This window comes from Arthrobacter sp. FW306-06-A (assembly GCF_021870055.1).
In the GTDB taxonomy this organism is placed as follows: Bacteria; Actinomycetota; Actinomycetes; order Actinomycetales; family Micrococcaceae; genus Arthrobacter.
The window spans coordinates 3,873,986-3,892,250 of sequence record NZ_CP084552.1; the positions used below are offsets into that span (position 1 = coordinate 3,873,986).

Annotated in this window: 19 protein-coding genes; 4 read left to right on the forward strand and 15 right to left on the reverse strand. The window is 66.4% G+C overall.

The features are described 5' to 3' along the window. Positions 1-21 precede the first annotated feature (21 nt). Positions 22-609 (forward strand): DinB family protein, encoded by a 588-nt coding sequence (locus tag LFT49_RS18130; RefSeq protein WP_237428975.1) that lies wholly within the window; start codon positions 22-24, stop codon positions 607-609. Between the two features lie 54 nt (positions 610-663). Here LFT49_RS18130 and LFT49_RS18135 read toward each other — a convergent pair whose 3' ends face one another. The 13 genes from LFT49_RS18135 to LFT49_RS18195 all read right to left on the reverse strand — a co-directional run bounded on the left by LFT49_RS18135 (position 664) and on the right by LFT49_RS18195 (position 14,353). Further along, positions 664-1,227, reverse strand: coding sequence for a dihydrofolate reductase family protein (locus LFT49_RS18135; protein ID WP_237428976.1), 564 nt, complete (start codon positions 1,225-1,227; stop codon positions 664-666). A gap of 48 nt (positions 1,228-1,275) precedes the next feature. Continuing rightward, entirely contained in the window at positions 1,276-2,112 is an 837-nt protein-coding gene (locus tag LFT49_RS18140; RefSeq protein WP_442863716.1) for an IclR family transcriptional regulator, read from the reverse strand. 87 nt (positions 2,113-2,199) lie between these two features. Further along, positions 2,200-3,456 (reverse strand): aminopeptidase P family protein, encoded by a 1,257-nt coding sequence (locus LFT49_RS18145; RefSeq protein ID WP_237428978.1) that lies wholly within the window; start codon positions 3,454-3,456, stop codon positions 2,200-2,202. Positions 3,457-3,543: 87 nt separating this feature from the next. After that, positions 3,544-4,914: an MFS transporter gene (locus LFT49_RS18150; RefSeq protein ID WP_236820513.1), complete on the reverse strand. Its 1,371-nt coding sequence runs from the start codon at positions 4,912-4,914 to the stop codon at positions 3,544-3,546. 284 nt (positions 4,915-5,198) lie between these two features. Beyond that, the gene (gene fdxA, locus LFT49_RS18155) at positions 5,199-5,519 is read right to left on the reverse strand and encodes a ferredoxin (RefSeq protein ID WP_236799702.1); all 321 of its coding nucleotides are present in this window, start codon (positions 5,517-5,519) and stop codon (positions 5,199-5,201) included. A gap of 5 nt (positions 5,520-5,524) precedes the next feature. After that, complete coding sequence (locus tag LFT49_RS18160; RefSeq protein WP_237428979.1) at positions 5,525-6,994, reverse strand: aldehyde dehydrogenase family protein; 1,470 nt, start codon at positions 6,992-6,994, stop codon at positions 5,525-5,527. Positions 6,995-7,023: 29 nt separating this feature from the next. Beyond that, on the reverse strand, positions 7,024-7,824 hold the full coding sequence (locus tag LFT49_RS18165) for an SDR family oxidoreductase (protein WP_237428980.1): 801 nt from the start codon (positions 7,822-7,824) through the stop codon (positions 7,024-7,026). After that, complete coding sequence (locus tag LFT49_RS18170; RefSeq protein WP_237428981.1) at positions 7,824-8,774, reverse strand: dihydrodipicolinate synthase family protein; 951 nt, start codon at positions 8,772-8,774, stop codon at positions 7,824-7,826. The genes LFT49_RS18165 and LFT49_RS18170 overlap by 1 nt, the downstream gene beginning before the upstream one ends. Positions 8,775-8,830: 56 nt before the next feature. Beyond that, entirely contained in the window at positions 8,831-9,634 is an 804-nt protein-coding gene (locus LFT49_RS18175; protein WP_237428982.1) for an enoyl-CoA hydratase-related protein, read from the reverse strand. Further along, complete coding sequence (locus LFT49_RS18180; RefSeq protein ID WP_237428983.1) at positions 9,631-10,881, reverse strand: CaiB/BaiF CoA transferase family protein; 1,251 nt, start codon at positions 10,879-10,881, stop codon at positions 9,631-9,633. The genes LFT49_RS18175 and LFT49_RS18180 overlap by 4 nt, the downstream gene beginning before the upstream one ends. Further along, the gene (locus LFT49_RS18185) at positions 10,878-12,242 is read right to left on the reverse strand and encodes an FAD-dependent oxidoreductase (RefSeq protein WP_236820516.1); all 1,365 of its coding nucleotides are present in this window, start codon (positions 12,240-12,242) and stop codon (positions 10,878-10,880) included. The genes LFT49_RS18180 and LFT49_RS18185 overlap by 4 nt, the downstream gene beginning before the upstream one ends. 10 nt (positions 12,243-12,252) lie before the next feature. Then, positions 12,253-13,584, reverse strand: coding sequence for an MFS transporter (locus LFT49_RS18190; protein ID WP_237428984.1), 1,332 nt, complete (start codon positions 13,582-13,584; stop codon positions 12,253-12,255). 163 nt (positions 13,585-13,747) lie between these two features. Next, entirely contained in the window at positions 13,748-14,353 is a 606-nt protein-coding gene (locus LFT49_RS18195) for a helix-turn-helix domain-containing protein (RefSeq protein WP_236799710.1), read from the reverse strand. 158 nt (positions 14,354-14,511) lie between these two features. Between LFT49_RS18195 and LFT49_RS18200 the strand changes: the two genes are divergently transcribed. The 3 genes from LFT49_RS18200 (at position 14,512) to LFT49_RS18210 (ending at position 17,037) form a co-directional block, all read left to right on the forward strand. Then, the gene (locus LFT49_RS18200; RefSeq protein WP_237428985.1) at positions 14,512-15,012 is read left to right on the forward strand and encodes a hypothetical protein; all 501 of its coding nucleotides are present in this window, start codon (positions 14,512-14,514) and stop codon (positions 15,010-15,012) included. Beyond that, positions 15,009-16,763, forward strand: coding sequence for a DUF5671 domain-containing protein (locus tag LFT49_RS18205; protein WP_237428986.1), 1,755 nt, complete (start codon positions 15,009-15,011; stop codon positions 16,761-16,763). The genes LFT49_RS18200 and LFT49_RS18205 overlap by 4 nt, the downstream gene beginning before the upstream one ends. Positions 16,764-16,872: 109 nt before the next feature. After that, entirely contained in the window at positions 16,873-17,037 is a 165-nt protein-coding gene (locus LFT49_RS18210; protein ID WP_237428987.1) for a hypothetical protein, read from the forward strand. Positions 17,038-17,083: 46 nt separating this feature from the next. Here the strand turns inward: LFT49_RS18210 and LFT49_RS18215 are convergent, their stop codons facing one another. Then, on the reverse strand, positions 17,084-17,770 hold the full coding sequence (locus LFT49_RS18215) for an SOS response-associated peptidase (protein WP_237430551.1): 687 nt from the start codon (positions 17,768-17,770) through the stop codon (positions 17,084-17,086). 201 nt (positions 17,771-17,971) lie between these two features. Then, the gene (locus tag LFT49_RS18220; RefSeq protein ID WP_237428988.1) at positions 17,972-18,220 is read right to left on the reverse strand and encodes a hypothetical protein; all 249 of its coding nucleotides are present in this window, start codon (positions 18,218-18,220) and stop codon (positions 17,972-17,974) included. Between the last annotated feature and the right edge of the window lie 45 nt (positions 18,221-18,265).

The window sequence follows — 18,265 nt, forward strand, 5'->3', positions numbered from 1 at the left end:
AAAGGACATAACGTTCAGTTCATGCCAATCGATAGAAATGACAGAGGTGCACAGCTTCGTGAATATCTGAACGATGCCCGCGAAGCAATCCTGTGGAAATGTGAGGGCCTGAGTGATGCCCAGGCACGTACTCCCCTTACTCCGACAGGCACCCATGTCATGGGCCTACTGCTCCACCTGGCCGTCACCGAATCCCAGTACTTCATTTCATGTCTTGGACGCAAAATTGAGAACCCCATTATCCGGGGCGTTATCGACGCCGAGGACCCTCAGGCAGACTTCCTCCCGCCGCCGAATATGACGCTGATCGATACGGTTAAGGTCTATCGGGAGACAAACGTCGCGGCCGATGCAGTGCTCGATGAAATGGAGCTGGATTCACCGGCCGTGGTGCAGTGGTGGGTAAAGCATCGGCACACTACGGTCGAACGCCTTCTGGTGCATATGATCGCCGAGTCTCACCGTCATGCCGGACACCTGGACATCGTGCGCGAGCAGTTGGACGGTTTCATCGGTTTGCGCCCATCCGCGCCGAACATTCCAGACCTCACGCCCGATCAGTGGGAAGAGCAGCGTCTGCGAATGAAAAAGCTGGCCGACGGCACCTAGGGCATCGTCCGGTTTTACAGCTATACAGGCTCGTGGACGCGGTTGTCGTACGGCTCAACGCCTGGCCTCGTACCTCGTTAGGACCACACCGCCGGGAAACGTGCGGGTCTCCACCAGGGCCAGGTTCACCCAGTTGTCCAGGGCTGTGAAGAACGGTGTGCCGCCGCCTACCAGGACCGGATGGGTGACCACCGCATACTCGTCAATCAGTTCGGCCCGCATAGCCGCCGCGGCGAGTGTGGCGCCGCCGATATCCATGGGACCGCCGTCGCCGTCCTTGAGCCGGGTGATCTCGGCAACCGCATCGCTCGAGACCAAACGGGCGTTCCAGTCAACCGCGCTGATCGTCGAAGAGAAAACCACCTTCGGCATATTGCGCCAGCGATGGGCGAACTCGACCTGCGCCGGTGTGGCGTCAGCCTGCTGATCCGCGGTGGGCCAGTGGGAGCTCATCGTCTCCCAAAGTTTGCGCCCATACAGCGCCAGGCCGGTCGCCCCCACCCGGTCGGACCACCATTGGAACAGTTCGTCACTCGGTGTGCTCCAGGCGATGTCGTCGCCGGGCGCGGCGATGTAACCGTCCAGGCTCACGTTCATGCCAAAGGCCAGTTCACGCATGGCGCCAGTCTCCCGTGGGCCACGGCTAGTTGTACAGACCTGCCGAGGTCAGCTTGCCGTCCGCCCGCCCAGCCGTGTGGTTACCTTCGCTGCGGCGGCCACACAGGCCTCGCCCAGGCTCTCGAATTGCTCCTTGGATACCCGGAACCGGGGTGCCGGGATCAACACGGCCGCCACCACGTCGCCGCGGTGGTCGCGGACGGGCGCTGCCACGCCCACCTCGTCCATGGACGATTCCCCGTAGTTGCCCGCCCACCCCCGCCGCACAACATCCTGGAGCCGGGCCTCGTAGGCGGCAAGGCCGGCGTCGTCCATGCCTGGAAAAGTGATGGTGCCACTCCTCAGCAGCTCCCGCACCCGCTCTGCCGGCAGGGTGGACAGAAAGACTTGAACGGACGCGCTCATGGCGTCCCGGTAGCGCGCGCCCAGCGGGGTGGTGTGCTTGATCTGGTGGTGGCTGGCGATCTGTTCCACGCAGATGGCTTCGTCGCCGTTCCACAGCATGAGCGCGCTGGTTTCCCCGGTCTGCTCCGTCAACTGCCGCAGGACCGGGTAGGCCACGCGGCGTTCCTCCATCTCGGCGAGCAGCGGCCCGGCGACGGCGATGAGCCCCAGGCCCAGCCGGAAGCGCTTGGTCTCCGGGTCCCGTTCCACCAGGTTTTCCTGCTCGAAGGTGGCCAGGATCCGGGACACGCTGCTCTTGTGCATGCCCACCCGGTTGGCGATTTCCGTAACGCCCAGCAGCGGCTCATCCGCGGTGAAGGTGCGCAGGACGGCGATGGCATTGACGACGACGGAGGCGCCCTTCGCGTCCGGCCCGCCGTTGGTGCCGCTTCCGTTGCCGTTGCTGTCGGGGGTCTTTGCAGGAGTCATGGTGGATACCATCTTTCCCTATCGTTGGCGGCAGACGCCGAAAGCGGCGCCGTGGCCTGAGCTGCTCAGTCCACGGCGCCGCTCTGGCCGTTCAGTGGGTTATCCCTCGATGATGTTGTGCTCGGGACCGAACGGGAACTTGGTGATGTTCTCGACAGAGTTGTCCTCGCCGATGACCAGGATGTCGTGCTCGCGGTAGCCGCCGGCGCCGGGCAGGCCGTCCGCAACCGTGATCATGGGCTCCATGGACACCACCATGCCCGGTTCCAGGACGGTGTCGATGTCCTCGCGCAGCTCCAGGCCGGCTTCGCGGCCGTAGTAGTGGCTCAGCACACCGAAGGAGTGGCCGTAACCGAAGGTGCGGTTGGCCAGCAGGCCGTGGCTGATGTAGATCTCGTTGAGCTCCGCGGCGATGTCCTTGCAGACGGCGCCGGGCTTGATGAGTTCCAGGCCGCGGCGGTGCACCTCCACGTTGATGTTCCACAGCTCCAGTGAGCGCTCGTCCGGCTGGCCCAGGAAGAGGGTGCGCTCCAGGGCGGTGTAGTAGCCGGACGTCATGGGGAAGCAGTTGAGCGAGAGGATGTCGCCCTGCTGCAGCTTCCGGGTGGTGGCCCAGTTGTGCGCGCCGTCGGTGTTGATGCCGGACTGGAACCACACCCAGGTGTCCCGGACCTCGCGGTGCGGGAAGGTCCTGGCGATCTCGTGCACCATGGCCTCGGTGCCAACCAGGGCAACCTCGTACTCGCTGATGCCTTCGCGGATGGCGTTGCGGATGGCCTCGCCGCCCAGGTCTCCGATGCGGGCGCCGTGCTTGATGACTTCGATTTCCTCGGCGGACTTGATCATGCGCTGCCGCATGGCGTCCTGGGACACGTCCAGGAGCTCGGCGCCCGGGAAGGCGGCGGCGATCTTTTCGCGGGTCAGGCCCGGGAGGAAGTCATCCTCGACGCCGATCCGGTTGGCCTTGACGCCGCGCTGGCGCAGCGCTTCCTGCAGGCCGAAGTAGAAGTTGTCCCGGCGCCAGTCGGTGTAGACGATGTTTTCGCCGTAGGAAGTGCGCCAGGGCATGCCGGCGTCGATGTTGGCGGTGACGGTGACCGAGTCGTCGGCGGTGACCACCAGGGCGTAGTTGCGGCCGAACGTGGTGTACAGGAAGTCGGAGTAGTACTTGATGCCGTGGTAGCTGGTGAGGATGACGGCGTCCAGGTCCTTGGCGGCCATGATCTGGCGCAGGCCGCCCAGGCGGCGCTCGAACTCCGCGTCGGAGAACGTCAGCTTGCCCTTGGAGCCGATGTGCAGGACCTTGAGGCGCTCGAGTTCGGCAATGGAGGACGCGTTGTCAGCGGTGATAGTCACGAAGGTGTGCCTTTCTAATGGGTGCCGGCAGCTGCTGCAGCCGGTGTTGGTTTGCGTGATGAGGTTGGTCTTGGGAAAACCTCTTGGTCAGAGGTGCTTGAGGGGTTTCCGGGAAGTCTCGGCGGCGAACAGCACCGCTACAAGGGACACTGCGGACGCGGCCACCAGGTACCAGCCGGGCGCCAGCTTGCTCTGGGTCATGCCGATCAGGAGGGTGGCCATGAACGGTGCGGTGCCGCCGAAGAGCGCGTTGGAGAGGTTGAAGCTGACGGCGAAGCCGCTGTACCGGACCTTGGTGGGGAACAGTTCGGCCAGGAAGCTGGGCAGGGTCCCGTCATTCAGGGTGAGCATGCCGCCCAGCAGGATTTGGACCAGGACGATCACCAGGAAGTTGCCGGTGTCCAGCAGCATGAAGGCAGGGACGGTCAGGACCATGAAGAGCACCGAGGCGGTGATGAGCATGCGCTTCCGGCCGAACCGGTCCGAGGCGATGCCGGTCAGGAAGATGAAGCCGATGTAGCTGGCCAGGGCGATGGTGGTGGCCAGGAAGGACTCGGTGGGTCCAAAGCCCAGTTCCTCGGACAGGTAGGTGGGCATGTAGCTGAGGATGACGTAGAAGCCGACGGCGTTGAGCAGCACCGCGCCGCACGCGATGACCAGCTGCTTGCGGTACGTCCGGAACATGTCCAGCGCGGGAGCCTTGGGGGCGTTTTCCTCCTGGTCGGCCAGGGCGCGGAAGGCCGGGGTGTCCTCCAGCTTGGTGCGGATGTAGCGCCCGATCAGGCCCATGGGGGCTGCCAGGAGGAACGGCAGCCGCCAGCCCCAGTCGTGCAGCTGTTCGGTGCTGAGCACCGAGCTGAGGAGTGCCGCGATCAGTGAGCCCAGGAGCAGGCCAGCAGCGGTGCTGGCCGGAACGACGGCGGCATAGAGGCCGCGGCGGTTGGCCGGTGCGTATTCCACCAGGAAGGCCGAGGCTCCGGCGTACTCCCCTGCGGCCGAAAATCCCTGGACCACGCGGACCAGGAGCAGCAGGATCGGGGCCAGCATGCCGATGGTGCCGTAGCCGGGGATGAGTGCGATGCAGAAGGTGGAGACGGACATGATGACGATGGAGAGGGACAGCGCTTTGCGGCGGCCCAGCTTGTCACCAATGTGGCCCCAGAAGAAGCCGCCCAAGGGACGGACGAAGAAGGAAATGGCAAAGACTGCGAAGGTTGCCAGGAGCGCGGTCTGCCGGTCCGCTTCGGGAAAGAACACCGAGGAGATGACTGCTGCCAGGTAGCCGTACACGGCGTAGTCGAACCATTCGACGAAGTTGCCGATGAAGCTCGCGGTGACCACCCGGCGTCGGACGTCCTTGCTGGCAACGGTACTGTCCGCAGCATCGCCAGCCCGGGCGGGACCGTTGGCGTCAGCGGCAACGATTCCGGCCCGGGGTGAGTTTTGTTGGGTACTCATGAAACCACCAATTGAAAGTTGGAGTTGCATTGCTTGCAACGTGGTTGTTTCAAGATAGGCCGTGATGCGCAACACAGTCAATAGGTTTTGGAATGATTAATCCCGCGCCCATCGAATGGATGGACCGGAAGTCGCACACTTCAGGGTCTACCCTAAAACGATCCAACTTGTTGCGTCGAAGGCAACAGGGTTGTAACAAGAGCGAAACTTGGGCTTTAACGCAGGAATGGCCGCCAAGCGGGAGCGCTTGGCGGCCATTCAACGGCAGGGATGTACTGGAGGGTTTATCCCGCAGGAACAGGTTCCGCTGCGATTACCGAGTGGTCCCGGTGCAGGTTCCCCAGGGCCGAGGCCCCCTGCGGTGACCCCAGGTCGGAGAAGAACTCCACGTTGGCGCGGACGTAGTCTGCCCACTCGTCCGGCACGTCGTCGGAGTAGTAGATGGCTTCCACCGGGCACACGGGATCACACGCACCGCAGTCCACGCATTCGGACGGGTGGATGTAGAGCGAGCGTTCGCCCTCGTAGATGCAGTCCACTGGGCACTCCTGGATGCAGGCCTTGTCCTTTACGTCCACGCAGGGCTGGGCGATCACGTACGTCATGGCAGCTACACACCCGTGTAGACGGTCTTGCCCCAGGTGAAGAACTTTAGGGCGGACCTGCCCTGCTCGCGGAATGTGTTGGTGGAGGAGTCCTTGACGCCGCCAAACGGCACATTCAGGTCCAGTCCCGCCGTGGGCCGGTTGACCTTGATGACGCCCGCCTGCGCCCTGGCGGAGAAATCGGTGGCCAGGGCCAGCGAGTCGGTGCAGATACCGGCGGTGAGGCCGTAGCGGGAGTCGTTGATGGCGGCCAGTCCGGCCTCGTAGCCTGGCACTTCCAGGACGGCCACCACGGGGCCGAAGATTTCCTCGGTCACGGCCGGATCGTCGAAGGCCAGGTCGGTGAGCACGGCGGCGGGGAAGGACAGCGCTCCGGAGGAATCGCCGTCGTACCTTCCATGCAGGAGGGTGGCACCGCGTTCGACGGCGCCGCGCACCGCTGCCTGGTCCTGCTCGAACTGCTGCTGGCTCACCACAGCCCCCATGGCAGACTCCAGGCCATCGCCCGGCGTGTACTTGGCGGCTTCTGCCACCAGCGCCTCCAGGAACGCGGGGCGGATGCCGGGGGTGACGTAAACGCGCGACGTGGCCGTGCAGGCCTGGCCGGTAAGGCCGAAGGCGCCGGCGGCCACCACCTGGGCCGCCATGTGGGGATCGGCGTCGTCCAGGACCAGGACGCCGTTCTTGCCGCCCATCTCCAGCTGCACCCGGGCGCGCCGGCCGTTGAGGATCTCCTGCAGGCCCAGGCCCACCTTGGTGGAACCGGTGAAGGACATTCCGGCAACGCGCGGATCGCGGGCCAGGGCATCGCCCACCACGCGGCCCTTGCCGTGCACCACGTTGAATACGCCGGCCGGCAGTCCCGCGTCCTGCAGGGCGCGGGCCAGGTGTGTGGCGGACAGCGGCGTGAGCTCGGCGGGCTTGATGACCACGGCGTTGCCGCTGATCAGTGCCGGCGCCGTTTTCCAGGCAGGGATGGCGATGGGGAAGTTCCAAGGGGTGATCAGGCCAACCACGCCCAGCGGCTCGCGCCGGGTGGTGATGGTGGTGTCCGGCAGCCCGCTGGGCAGCACCTCACCGGTCGCGGCCCAGCCGAGCGAGCCGAAGAACCGCAGCACGTCGGAGGCGCGCTTCACTTCGCCCTTGGCCTCGGCCAGGGTCTTGCCTTCCTCGCGGACCAGGTCCTCGGCAATGGCCGCCTGCCGTTCGATCAGCAGGTTTCCGGCGGCCAGGAGGACGGCGCCGCGGGATGGTGCGGGCAGCGCTGCCCAGGCGGGCTGCGCGGCTGCTGCTGCGGTGACAGCGGCGTCCACGTCCTCGGCGGTGCCGCGGGGTGACAGTGCGGCGAGCTCGTCCGGCCGGGCGGGGTTCATGCGCCGGGTTTCTGCCTCGCCCAGCCATTGGCCATTGATGAGGTGCTGGGCGGTCAGGTGTGCGTCGGCGGTGGTTTGGGGGTCCAGGGCGGTGGAGGTCATGGCGTTCCTTTGGAAGATGGTGGGTGGGGCTAGAGGCTGCGGATGAGGCCGCCGTCGCACCGCAGCGCCACGCCGGTGATGTACGACGCCGGTGCGCTGCACAGGAAGGCGGCTGCGGCACCGAACTCGGTGGGTTCCCCATACCGCCGCGCGGGGATGGTTTTGCGGGATTCGAGCCCGATTTCGTCCAGGGTGGTGCCGCGGCGCTTGGCCGCTGCCTGGTCCAGTTCGGTGACGCGGTCGGTGGCGATCCTGCCGGGCAGGAGCAGGTTGACGGTCACCCCGTCCAGCGCCACCTCCGCCGCGAGGGTCTTGAGGTACGCGGCCAGGGCTGCGCGGCCGGTGTTGGAGATGGCCAGGTTGGGCAGGGGCGCGGCCACCCCGCTGGACCCGACGGCCAGGATCCTCCCCCACCGCCGCTCCCGCATTCCGGGGAGGGCCAGGGCCACCAGGGCCTGGTGGGGCTTGACCAGGGTGTCGAACGCTGCGGCGATGTCCTCGGAGCCCAGGGTCGCCGCGGCGCCGGGCTTGGGTCCGGGCCCGTTGAGGACCAGGATGTCGATCTGGCCCAGGCCCGCTTCGGTCTGCGCCGCTGCCGCTGCCACTCCCCCGGGGGCGGTGAGGTCGGCTTCGACGGCAATGGCGCCGAACCCAGGGAGGTCACCATATGCTGCGTGCAGTTCGCCCACGATCTCCTGGGCCCGGTCATGTCGCCGGCCCACGATGGCCACCTTGGCCCCTTCCGCGGCGAGTGCCCGCGCCACGGCGAGCCCCAGTCCGCCGGTGGAGGCCGCCACCAGCGCTGTGCGTCCCGCAATGCCCAGATCCATCAGAGGCTCCCGGCCGGGACGGGCGTGCGGGTGATTTTCAGTGCCGTGGCCGCTTCGCGGAGGTGCGCGATCATGGCGTGCCGCAGGTTCTCCGGGAAGCCCGGCGCCGGGGCGCGGACGCCGGAGTCCTTGATCCAGCCGCGTTCGCGCAGGCATTCCTTGCGGATGGCCAGGGCCACCCTGGCCTGCTGCTCGAAGTTGATGAGCGGCAGGTAAGGCACCAGCTGGGCGGCGGCCGCCGCGTAGCCCTCCCGCTGCCAGGCCCGGACGCAGGCAATCAATGCTTCCGGATAGGAGAATCCGGTCATGGCTCCTGCGGCTCCGGCCAGGAGTTCATCCAGCAGGCCCTGGCCGCCAAGGCCGCCGAACACCGAGATGCCGGTGGCGGCGCTGAGGGTTGCGATGGCCACGCTGGTCGGCGGCGCCTCGGCCTTGATGGCGATAACGGACGGGCTTGCCCTGACCACCGCGATCAGCGCCTCCGTGGAGATGGTGACCCCGCTGGCCAGGGGGTAGTCCTGCAGCACCACCTTGGCGCCGGTGGCACGGTGGATGGCGTCCAGGTGGGCGGCGACAACTTCAGGTTTTGGCGAGTTGGCCTGCACCATAACGGCGGCGAGACGCTGGCCGGCAGCCTCCTGGGCAGCACGGATCTCCTCGATGGCGGGCCGGGTGGCCAGGGCGGTCACGCCCACCACCAGCGGCAGGCTGGTGCATTCGACGGCGATTTCCAAGACCTGCCGCCGCTCCTCCGCCGCAAGTGCGGCTGCTTCGCCGAACACGCCCAGGACGGTGAGGCCGGTGGCACCGATGGTTTCGTAGCGCTCCACGAGGTCGGAGAGGCTGTCCAGGTCCACGTCCAGGGTGCTGCCCTGGAACGGGGTGGCAACGACGCCCCACACGCCCGGGGCCAGGGATTCACGCTTTTCAGGCGCGGCGGATTGCGGCATGGTTGTTTCCTTTCAAGGAAGATGAAGCGGGAAGAGGTTCGACGGCGGCGGCCCGGTCAGCGGCCCGGCCACAGCGGCTGCCGTTTTTCCTGGAACGCCCGGACGCCTTCGGCGGAGTCCTCGCTGTCCAGGGCGGCCATGAGGGCCGGGAGCCGGAGGCCGCGCGCTTCGGCGGCCGTCAGGTGCGAAGTCCGGGCAGCCATCTGCTTGACCGCCCGGACGGAGGTGGGGGCACAGGCGAGGATCTGGTCCACCCAGCGCTGCACGGCGGCGTCGAGCTCCTCGGCCGGCACCACTTCGTTGACCAGGCCCATGGCCTGCATCTCGGCCGCGCCGGCTTTCCGGCCGGTGAGGAGCATGCCCATGGCCTGGGTGTAGGGGACGCGGCGCAGCAGCTGGTGGATGCCGCCGTCGAGCGCCAACCGCCCAACCCGGGGCTCCGTCAATCCGAACTTGGCGCTGTCCGCCGCCACCACGATGTCCGCGCCCAGCACGATCTCCATGCCGCCGCCCAATGCGTAGCCGTTGACCTTGGCGATCACGGGGATGTCCAGGGTGGTGCGCAGGCTCAGGCCGCCGAACCCGTTGGGGTCCAGGCCGGCCCAGTACTCCAGGCCGGTCTTGTCCACGGCAGAGGCGGACATGTCCGCGCCCACGCAGAACGCGCGTGACCCTGCCCCGGTAACGACCACAGCCCGCACGGATGCATCCTGCTCCAGCTGGTCCCAGATGTCGTTGAGCCGGGCCTGCGCGGTGCCGTCAACAGCGTTGAGGACGTGCTGGCGGTCGATGGTGACGGATGCGACGCCGTCGTTGATGCTGAGAGTGACTTCGTCTACCCGCTCCGCCAGGGCCGTCACCGCAGGACCCCCAACTGCTGCAGGCGTTCAATCGTTTCGGCGTCGAAGCCGTTTTCCAGCAGGACCTCCAAGTTGTGTTCGCCGAGGCGGGGCGCCACGCGGCGGACCGTGGGCGGGGTGGCGGAGAGCCGGATGGGCGCATTGAGCATTTTCACGGTGCCCACCCGCGGGTGTTCGGCCTCCACGATCATGCCGTTGGCCTCGGTCTGGGCGTCGGCGAGCGCCTGTTCCAGGGTGTGGACGGGGGCGTTGAGGAGCCCCTGTTCCTCCAGTTTCCCGGTCCAGTATTCGGTGGTGTTGGTGGCGAAGTGCTCCCGGAAGATGGCCTGGAGGGCGGGCTTGTTCTTGAACTGCTGCTCCAGGGTGGCGAACCCGGGCCGCTCGGTCAGGTCCTCGTCCAGGCCCAGGGCGTCGGAGATCCGCGCCAGCGGGTCGGGGGTGAAGCCGCCCACCATGCACACGGCGCCGTCGGTGGTTTCGAAGACGCCGCTCAGCGGCATGGCGCCCCAGTTGACCTCGTAGCCGCGGTTGAGCTGCATGCAGGCCTCCTGCATCTGCAGGTGCAGCATGGAGTCGTACATGGTCACCTCCACCTTCTGCCCCACGCCCGATGCCTGCCGGGTGCGCAGCGCCAGCAGGATGCCCTGCATGAGGTGCATCCCGGTGATGTAGTCGCAGAGGGTGGTGGGGTAGATGGCCGGCTTCTGGTCATCCGATTCGCGGCGCCACATCACGCCCGAGTAGGCCTGGGCGATCGCGTCCTGCCCGCCCTTGTGCGAGTACGGTCCCACCGGGCCGAACCCAGTGCCGGAGGCCCAGATGATGCCCGGGTTCTTCGCCTTCAGGTCCTCATAGCCGAAGCCCATCCGCTCCATGACGCCGGAGCGGAAGTTGCTGACCACCACGTCCGCGTCGGCCAGAATCCGGTGCAACACCTCGCGGCCTTCGTCGGTGCGGGTGTCCACCGAGACGCTGCGCTTGTTGCGGTTGATGGACAGGAAGATCGGGTTGTCCTGGCCGTCCTGGTCCGGGAACGAGTTGCGTGAGATGTCACCCGCGCCGGGCCGCTCCACCTTGATGATGTCCGCACCGTAGTCGCCCAGCAGCTGGGTGCAGGACGGGCCCATGAACACCTGGGTGAAGTCCACGATCCGGATGCCTTCCAGCGGAAGGGGCACGGGTGAGGCAGCCGCATTGGCGCCCGCCGCCGTCGGGCGTTCCACCCGCTCTACCGTTGCCGCGCTCACGCCGGCACCGCTGCTTCGGCGTCCAGGGTGGCGTTCGACGACGGGACGTCGCCCGGGTCCGCGCCGTGCCGGCGCATACCCTGCTGGATGTCCGCTGCCGCCACATCGCGGACCAGCACGCCGGACTCGACGGCGAGCGCGGCGGCGACGCCGACGGCCTGTCCCATGGCCATGCAGGGCGGGATTTCGCGGGACATCTTCTGCGCCTCGGGGGTGGCGGAGTAGTGGCGGCCGGCCACCAGGAGCTGGTCCACTTCCTTGGGCAGGAGCGAGCGGTAGGGGTAGTAGTAGTCGCGGCCGCGGGCCACGCTGTCCTGGAAGTGGCGGCGGGAGGTGACGTCTTCCTTGGTCATGACGTACTCGCCCTGCAGAAGGCGGGTCTGGCGGACGCCCATTTGGGAGGCGACATCGAGCATGTAGCACTTTTCGAAGCCGGGGAGGTTGGCCCGGACGTAGTCAACGGCCTCGGAGATCTTGTCCCGGGCGGCGAACTCTGCGGCGGTCATGTCTGCCGGATCCACGCCGTCGAAGCCGGTCATGTGCGGGGCGTTGCACCACACCACGCCCTCGATGGGGGTCTTGAGCCACCACAGTTCCCAGGCCCCGCCGAGCAGGCGCTTGATCTTGCGGTTGATGGCGCGGGCTTCCTTGGGGTTGGCCTGTTCGAAGGCTTCGGCGGCAGCGGTGTCCACGTTGCCCAGCCGGAAGACGAGGGTGGTGAGGTAGTTGTCCTTGGCGTAGCTGGCGCCGGCGCGGGAGGCCACGTCGATGTCGCCGGTGGTGTCGATGACCACGTCCGCCATGAAGGCCTGCGGGCCCAGCTTGGTTTCGCAGATGACGCCCTTGATCACGCCGTTGTCCACGATGGGGCGGGAGAACCAGGAGTGCAGCCGCAGGTCCACGCCGGCCTCGCGGACCAGGTCGTTGGAGATTCGCTTCCAGCCGTCCGGGTCGAAAGCGGCGGCGTAGCAGATGGGCTTGGGGTTGGTGTGGGAGTGGAAGTCGAAGGTGCCGTAGCGGCCCCACTTGTTCCAGAGTTCCTCGGAGGTACGGCGGTCCTCGGCCGGCGGGACGATGGCCAGGCCCAGTTTCTGCAGGCGTTCGACGTATTCGGAGACGATGCCGGTGACGGTGATGTCCTGGCCGTTGATCATGTCGTCCAGGACCAGCACCATGCCGCCGGAGGCCAGGCCGCCCAGGGAGGAGTAGCGCTCCAGGAGGGTCACCTTGGCGCCGGAACGGGCGGCGGTGACGGCGGCGGCCACACCTGCGGGACCACCGCCAACCACCAGGACGTTGGACCGGGAGATCACCGGGGCGGTGAGGTCCGCAGTGGTGGTGCTGAGTTCGAGCGTGTTCATGGGGAAGTCCTTACTTTCCGACGAAGATGCCGTTGGAGCGGCGTGCGGCGAGGTAGAAAACGATGCTGAGGATGGAGAGGACGGCGACGTACACCGGGAAGACCCAGGTGAGGTTCAGGGACTGCAGCCAGACCAGGAGGTAGGAGGCGGTGCCGCCGAAGATGGCCACGCCGATGCCGTAGCCCAGGGCCACACCGGTTCCGCGGATGTTCTTGGGCATCAGGGAGGAGCTGACCACGTTGTACAGGGTCATGTTCAGGACCAGGACGATCGAGCCACCCAGCAGGACCGCCGCGAAACCGCCGATGCCGGGCTGGACGTACAGGAGCATGAGGAACACAGAGGGGATGGCCAGGACGCGGGTCACCAGGAACCAGCGGGACATGGACCGGCCGTCGGCCAGCTTGCCGATGATCCAGCTGCCGATCACCAGGATGACACCCAGGATGGTGGTGAGGGCGAAGACGGCGGTGGGGTCTTCCTTGAAGCCGCTGCGTGCCGCGCTGGGCAGGCCCACGTTCCACGCGTAGTTGTAAGCCTGGGCGGCGCCCACCACGAAGACAATGGCCAGGACGGAGAGCCAGTGCTTGCCCACGCCGGACCAGACGGTTTTGGCCGTGTTGGTGGCGCGCTCTTCCTCCTTGAGGGTCTCCGGCAGCGAGCGGCGCAGGTAGAGCACCACGAAGCCGAAGACTGCGCCGATGATGAAGGGGACGCGCCAGCCCCACTCCCCCATGGCCGCGCCGCCGATCACCAGGCTGCAGACGAAGCTGACAAGGGAGGCGAGCAGGATGCCGATGTTGACGTAGAAGGACATGATGCCGGCCACGTAGCCTTCGCGGCCTTCCGGCGCCAGTTCAACGGCGTGGGAGGTGGAGAGCGGGGCTTCGATGCCGGTGGAGATGCCCTGCAGGATACGGCAGGCCACCAGGATGATGCCGGACCAGGCGCCGATGGTGGCGTAGCTGGGGGTGACTGCGATGACCAGGGTGGTGCCTGCCATCAGCATGATTGACAGCAGCATCACGCGGCGGCGGCCGATGCGGTCGGCCAGAGTGCCGAGCAGGATGCCGCCGAGGGGACGGAAGGCAAACCCGACGGCGAACACGGCCAGCGCGTTCAGGGTGGCGGAGAGAGGCTCGGTGTTGGGGAAGAAGTTGGGACCGATGAAGGCGGACAGGAGGCCGAAGACCATCCAGTCGTACCATTCCAGGGCGTTGCCCAGGCCAAGGCCGAGGAGGCCCTTGCGGACTTCTGGGGTGAATTTATCGCGGTTGCGGGGGGATGAGGTGGTGGCACGTGGTGACGGTACGGCGTTGTCCGTCGCTTGGATGTCGAGCATGGGAGTGTCCTTACGCTGGCGCCGGGAAGGGCGCAGGAGGGTATGACGCAGCGACGCCTGTTGGAGGAGGCGCAGGATGCGAAGGTGGCAAGGATTGCCCGGGGCCACAGATTGGGTCCGGACAGTTATGGGGAAACGCAGGCGCCGGCGGGGACCGGCAGGCCTACCACTTGTGTGGTGCGTTTACCCAGATGGCTACGCATACCTCTTCGTAGCTGTTCTTGTACCAGTGCGGGGTTTCTGCCGGGTAGGTGATCGAGTCGCCCTCTTCCAGGCTGTAGCAGACGCCGTCCAAGTAGACGTCCTTCCGGCCCGAGATGATGTAGCAGAACTCTTCCCCGCTGTGGGTAAAGGGTGTTGCGCTGGTGTCATGCCCTGGAGGCGTCATGATCCATTGCGCTTCGATGGTGCCGTCACGGTCCGGGGTGAGCAGTTCGTGAACTGCCTCCCCCACGGATTCGCGGGTGACGTTTTTCAGGTTCCGCCGTGCGGATCTGCGGACGACGGGTGACTTGGTTTGGTCCTGGCCAATGAAGAACCTTCCCACGGGGATGTCCAGTCCATGGGCCAGCTGGGCGAGGGTCGTGAAGGACGGATTGGCCATTCCGCGTTCGATCTGGCTGACGATCGCTTGGCTGAGCCCGGTGACGTCCGAGAGCTTGGCCAGGGTCATACCCTTTTCCTTGCGCATGGCCCGCACTTTGTTGCCAACCGTGGCCAGCAGTTCGCTGGTGGCCGGCGGTGCGGTGGTGCTACTCTCGGTGGTCATCGGTTGTCTTTCACTGGGTGATGTTACTCACACAACTATAGTGAAGATTTTCACTCAAACAACCCCTTTTCCTAATTATCTTGAAGATTCTGCTCTGGCGCGGCAAAAACGGGCCCAAAGACACGAGCGGAACCGCTTCCCCTGCCCATACTTGCGCCATGGACGACACCGCCGCCGGGGACCGGACTGTGCAGGAACATCAGAACGCGCGAAAACCGGACCGGGTCCTGCTCGCGCTGGTGGGCGTGGTGGTGCTGCTGGTGGTGGTGGCGCTGGCCGTGGTCTTCACCCGCGGCGAGCCGGCGCCGCTGGATGAAGACAGTCCCGCCGGGGTGGTCCAGCGGTACAGCAAGGCAGTGATCGACGGCGACGTTCCCACCGCCCAGTCCTATCTCACGGAGGGTGCCAGGAGCAGGTGCCGCGGTACGTACACCGGCGAGCCGTCGCCCGCCCGCGTTGTCCTCATCTCGACGACGGAGCGCACCGACTCAGCCACCGTGAAGGTTTCGATTGTGCGGTCGGCCCAGGGCGGCCCCTTTGGGCCGTCCGAGTATGAGACGGAGGACGCCTTCTCGCTCCTCAAAGTGAATGGGAAATGGATGATTGACCAGCCGCCTTACCCGCTGATGGCCTGCACGGTGATGCCGGTGAAGCCATGAGCGCCTCCGCAGCCCCGACGTCTCCCGTTCCCACAGGTGGCCTGGCCACCCTCCGCCGGCTGATCCTGTACGTCCTGCTGTTCGCGCTGGTGGTCATCGCCGCGTCAGGTGTAAGCGGGTTGCTTGAGCGTCTCTTCCGTACGGCAACCACCTTGGTTTCCGGCGACGTCACCGGGTTGGCCCTGTCCCTGGCCTTCACCCTGATCGGCGGCCCGCTGGCGCTGCTGCTGTGGTGGTTCGTGTGGCGGCGGCTCGACGATGAAGCCGAGCGGAGGGCCCCCGGGTGGGGCCTCTACCTCACCGGGATCTACGCCGTCTCGCTGATCATCGCCACCACGTCGCTGCTGGATCTGGCCACGTCCTTCATCGGCGGACAGGTCAGCCAGTGGCCGTCCCCCCTGGCGAACGCCATTGTGTGGGCGGCTATCTGGTGGTGGCACCGGTGGATGTGGAAGCACCCCCGCAAAGCGTCGCGCCACCTTGAGGACGTGCGCGCCGTCGTCGGCTCCGTCTTTGGGCTGCTGCTGGGTGCCGGCGGCTTGATCGCCGCGCTCAGTGTGCTGCTGGATGTCGCGATCCGCAGTTTCACGGCAACCACCGTCTTCGAGCCCTGGTGGTTTGAGGTCCTCCGGTCCCTGATCTGGGCCGCGGGCGGGGCGGTGGTGTGGTGGTGGCACTGGTTCCGGGAGGGCGGGCAGCGCTTCCAAACAGGGCTGGTGGACGTCACCATCATCGGCGTGGGCATCTTCCTGGCCGGCATCGCTGCCGTGGGCGGGCTGGGCGTCATCCTGTTCGTCCTCCTGCGGCTGGCCTTCGACCGGAGCGATCCCCTGAACGATCTGCTTGAGCCGCTGGCCCCGGCCATCGCCTCTGCCGCCATCGGGGCGCTGGTGTGGCGGTATCACCGCAGTACGTCCGTGCACCGTTCCACCCGGACCCGCCGGGCCAGCCTCCTGGTGACGTCCGCAGTGGCGCTTGCCGCGGCGGCCTCCGGCATCGGCGTGGTGGTGAATGCACTGCTGGCTGCAGCCGTATCTCCTTTGGCGGGCGGGACAACCCGTACCCTGCTTCTGGGCGGCATCAGTTCCCTGGTGGTGGGAGCACCGGTGTGGTGGCTCGCGTGGAAGCCCCTGCACCAACCACGCAGCGCGGACGACATTCCGCCCGGCCGGCGCGTGTACCTGGTGGCATTTTTCGGCGTCAGTGCTGTGGTGGCGCTCATTACGCTGCTGGTGATCGGATACCGGCTCTTCGAATTCCTGTTGGGCGAAGTCACCGGCGGCAGCGTCCTTGACCGGATCCGGGCGCCCCTGGGACTCCTGGTGGCTGCCGGGCTCGTGGCGGGCTACCACTTTGCGCTGTGGCGGCACGACCGTGCACTACTCGCCGCGGCGGCCCCTGCCCGGCGGCGGGTGATAGAGCGGGTCACCCTGGTCAGCGGTTATCCACCCGCTGTCGTTGATGCCGAGGCTGTGGCGCGGGCAATCGCTGACGCCACCGGGGCGAAGGTGACCACCTGGCTCAGGGCGGACGACGGCGGCGCGGGACTTCCGTCGTCGTCCGATCCTTCGCCCGTGGTTGCGGACGTCATGCGGCAGATCGCGGTGGCGCTGGAGGCCACTGCCGCGCAGCAGGTGCTGGTGATCGCCGGGCCGGGAGCCCGGCTGGAGGTTGTCCCGCTGATGACTCCCGGCACGTCGGTTCCCACAGAAAGCGGCGCCCGGACACCCGCTCTTCCGGGCGCCGAATAAGGCCAAACCTCAAGATCTGCTCAGTTTATCCCGCTGGTGGATTAACCCTCTTCCCCTGGCGTTCTGCGCTGCCTAGGGTTGGCACACACGCTTTGCCAAGGGGGACAAAATGAAAAGCACAGTTGAGAGTCTTACAGACGCCGCACACCAGGACGCGCAGCTGGTAGCCGTGCCGGAATCACTGGATGTACAGCACAAAGTGGCGGACTGGACGTCCGACTGCCTGCTCACCATGCGAAGCCCAATCCGCTTCACCCGGGCTGACTGGCCGTAGGCCCCGCGGCACCCCAAAGGCGCCGGTGCGGTCCGCGACAACCTCGTCAATCAGCCGGCTCGATCAGTTCCGGTCCGTCGTTCCGTACGCTGTTTACCCTCGTGGAGACTACCCGTGGGGTCAGGACGGGCTCGGGAAGAGTGTCCAGAAGGTGCCGGATATCGTTCTTGTCTGTTAGGTCCGGGTCCAACCACTCAGCGAAGCGGTCGAGGGGAATGATCACCGGGGACCTATCGTGGACATGGCCCAGGGCGTCCTGGGCGGTGGTGGTCAGGACTGTGCAGCTCAGGAGCCACCGGCCGGGGTCATCCTCCGGCACTGAAGGATCGGCCCACCACTCGTACAGGCCGGCAAAGCCGAGCACCGGTTCCTTCTCGGAGTACAGGTAGTTGGGGATCTTTTTGCCGTCTTCCGTCTTCTGCCACTCGTAGTAGCCGTCGGCAGGAAGAATCGCGCGTCGTTTCACCGCTGCCTTGCGGAACGACGGCTTCTCCAGGATGCTCTCGCTGCGGGCATTGATCAGCTTGTTGCCGATCTTGATGTCCTTGGCCCAGGACGGAACCAGGCCCCAGTGGGCCACCAGCAGGTGGCGTTCGATGCTGCCCCCGTCCAGCCGCTCGGCCACGATCGGCACCGGCTCGGTGGGGGCCACGTTCCAACTGGGTGGGGGCAGGCTGCCTTCAACCTCTTTGGCGTCAAAGTGGCTCAGGAGGTCCCCGCTGGCCTTGGACATGACGTATCTGCCGCACATGTGGTCATCCTCCCCACTACAGGTTGGCTGGCTGTTGGCCGGTAAGTAACGGGACGGGCCACCTGGACCACCGGTATGACTCCTTGGAGCCATGCGCCCAACACGGCCAACGCACTGGCCCAGGTCGTTACCCGCCGTTTCTGGCCCGCCCGGCTTTTGAAGCCGTTGCTACAGACAGGAAGGTCAGCTGGAGGCTTCCCGCTCGATTTCCTCGGCCAGGTCATCCACTTCTTCCGGCCGGGCTTTGATCCCGGCCTCTTCGAAACGCTCCTCCAGGACGTGGCTTACGTCGTCCTGGACATGGCCCAGCTGAATGTCGTGGCGGACATCCTCCGCGATCTCTTCGGGCGTGGCATCGGAATCCGTTCCCACCACCAGCTCATCGTTGCCATCAAAGGGGTCGTTGGCGCCGCCGTCTCCGGTATCAGTCATACTCCATCGTTACCCTTCTCCGTCCGGCAGTAAACGGGGTGAAGG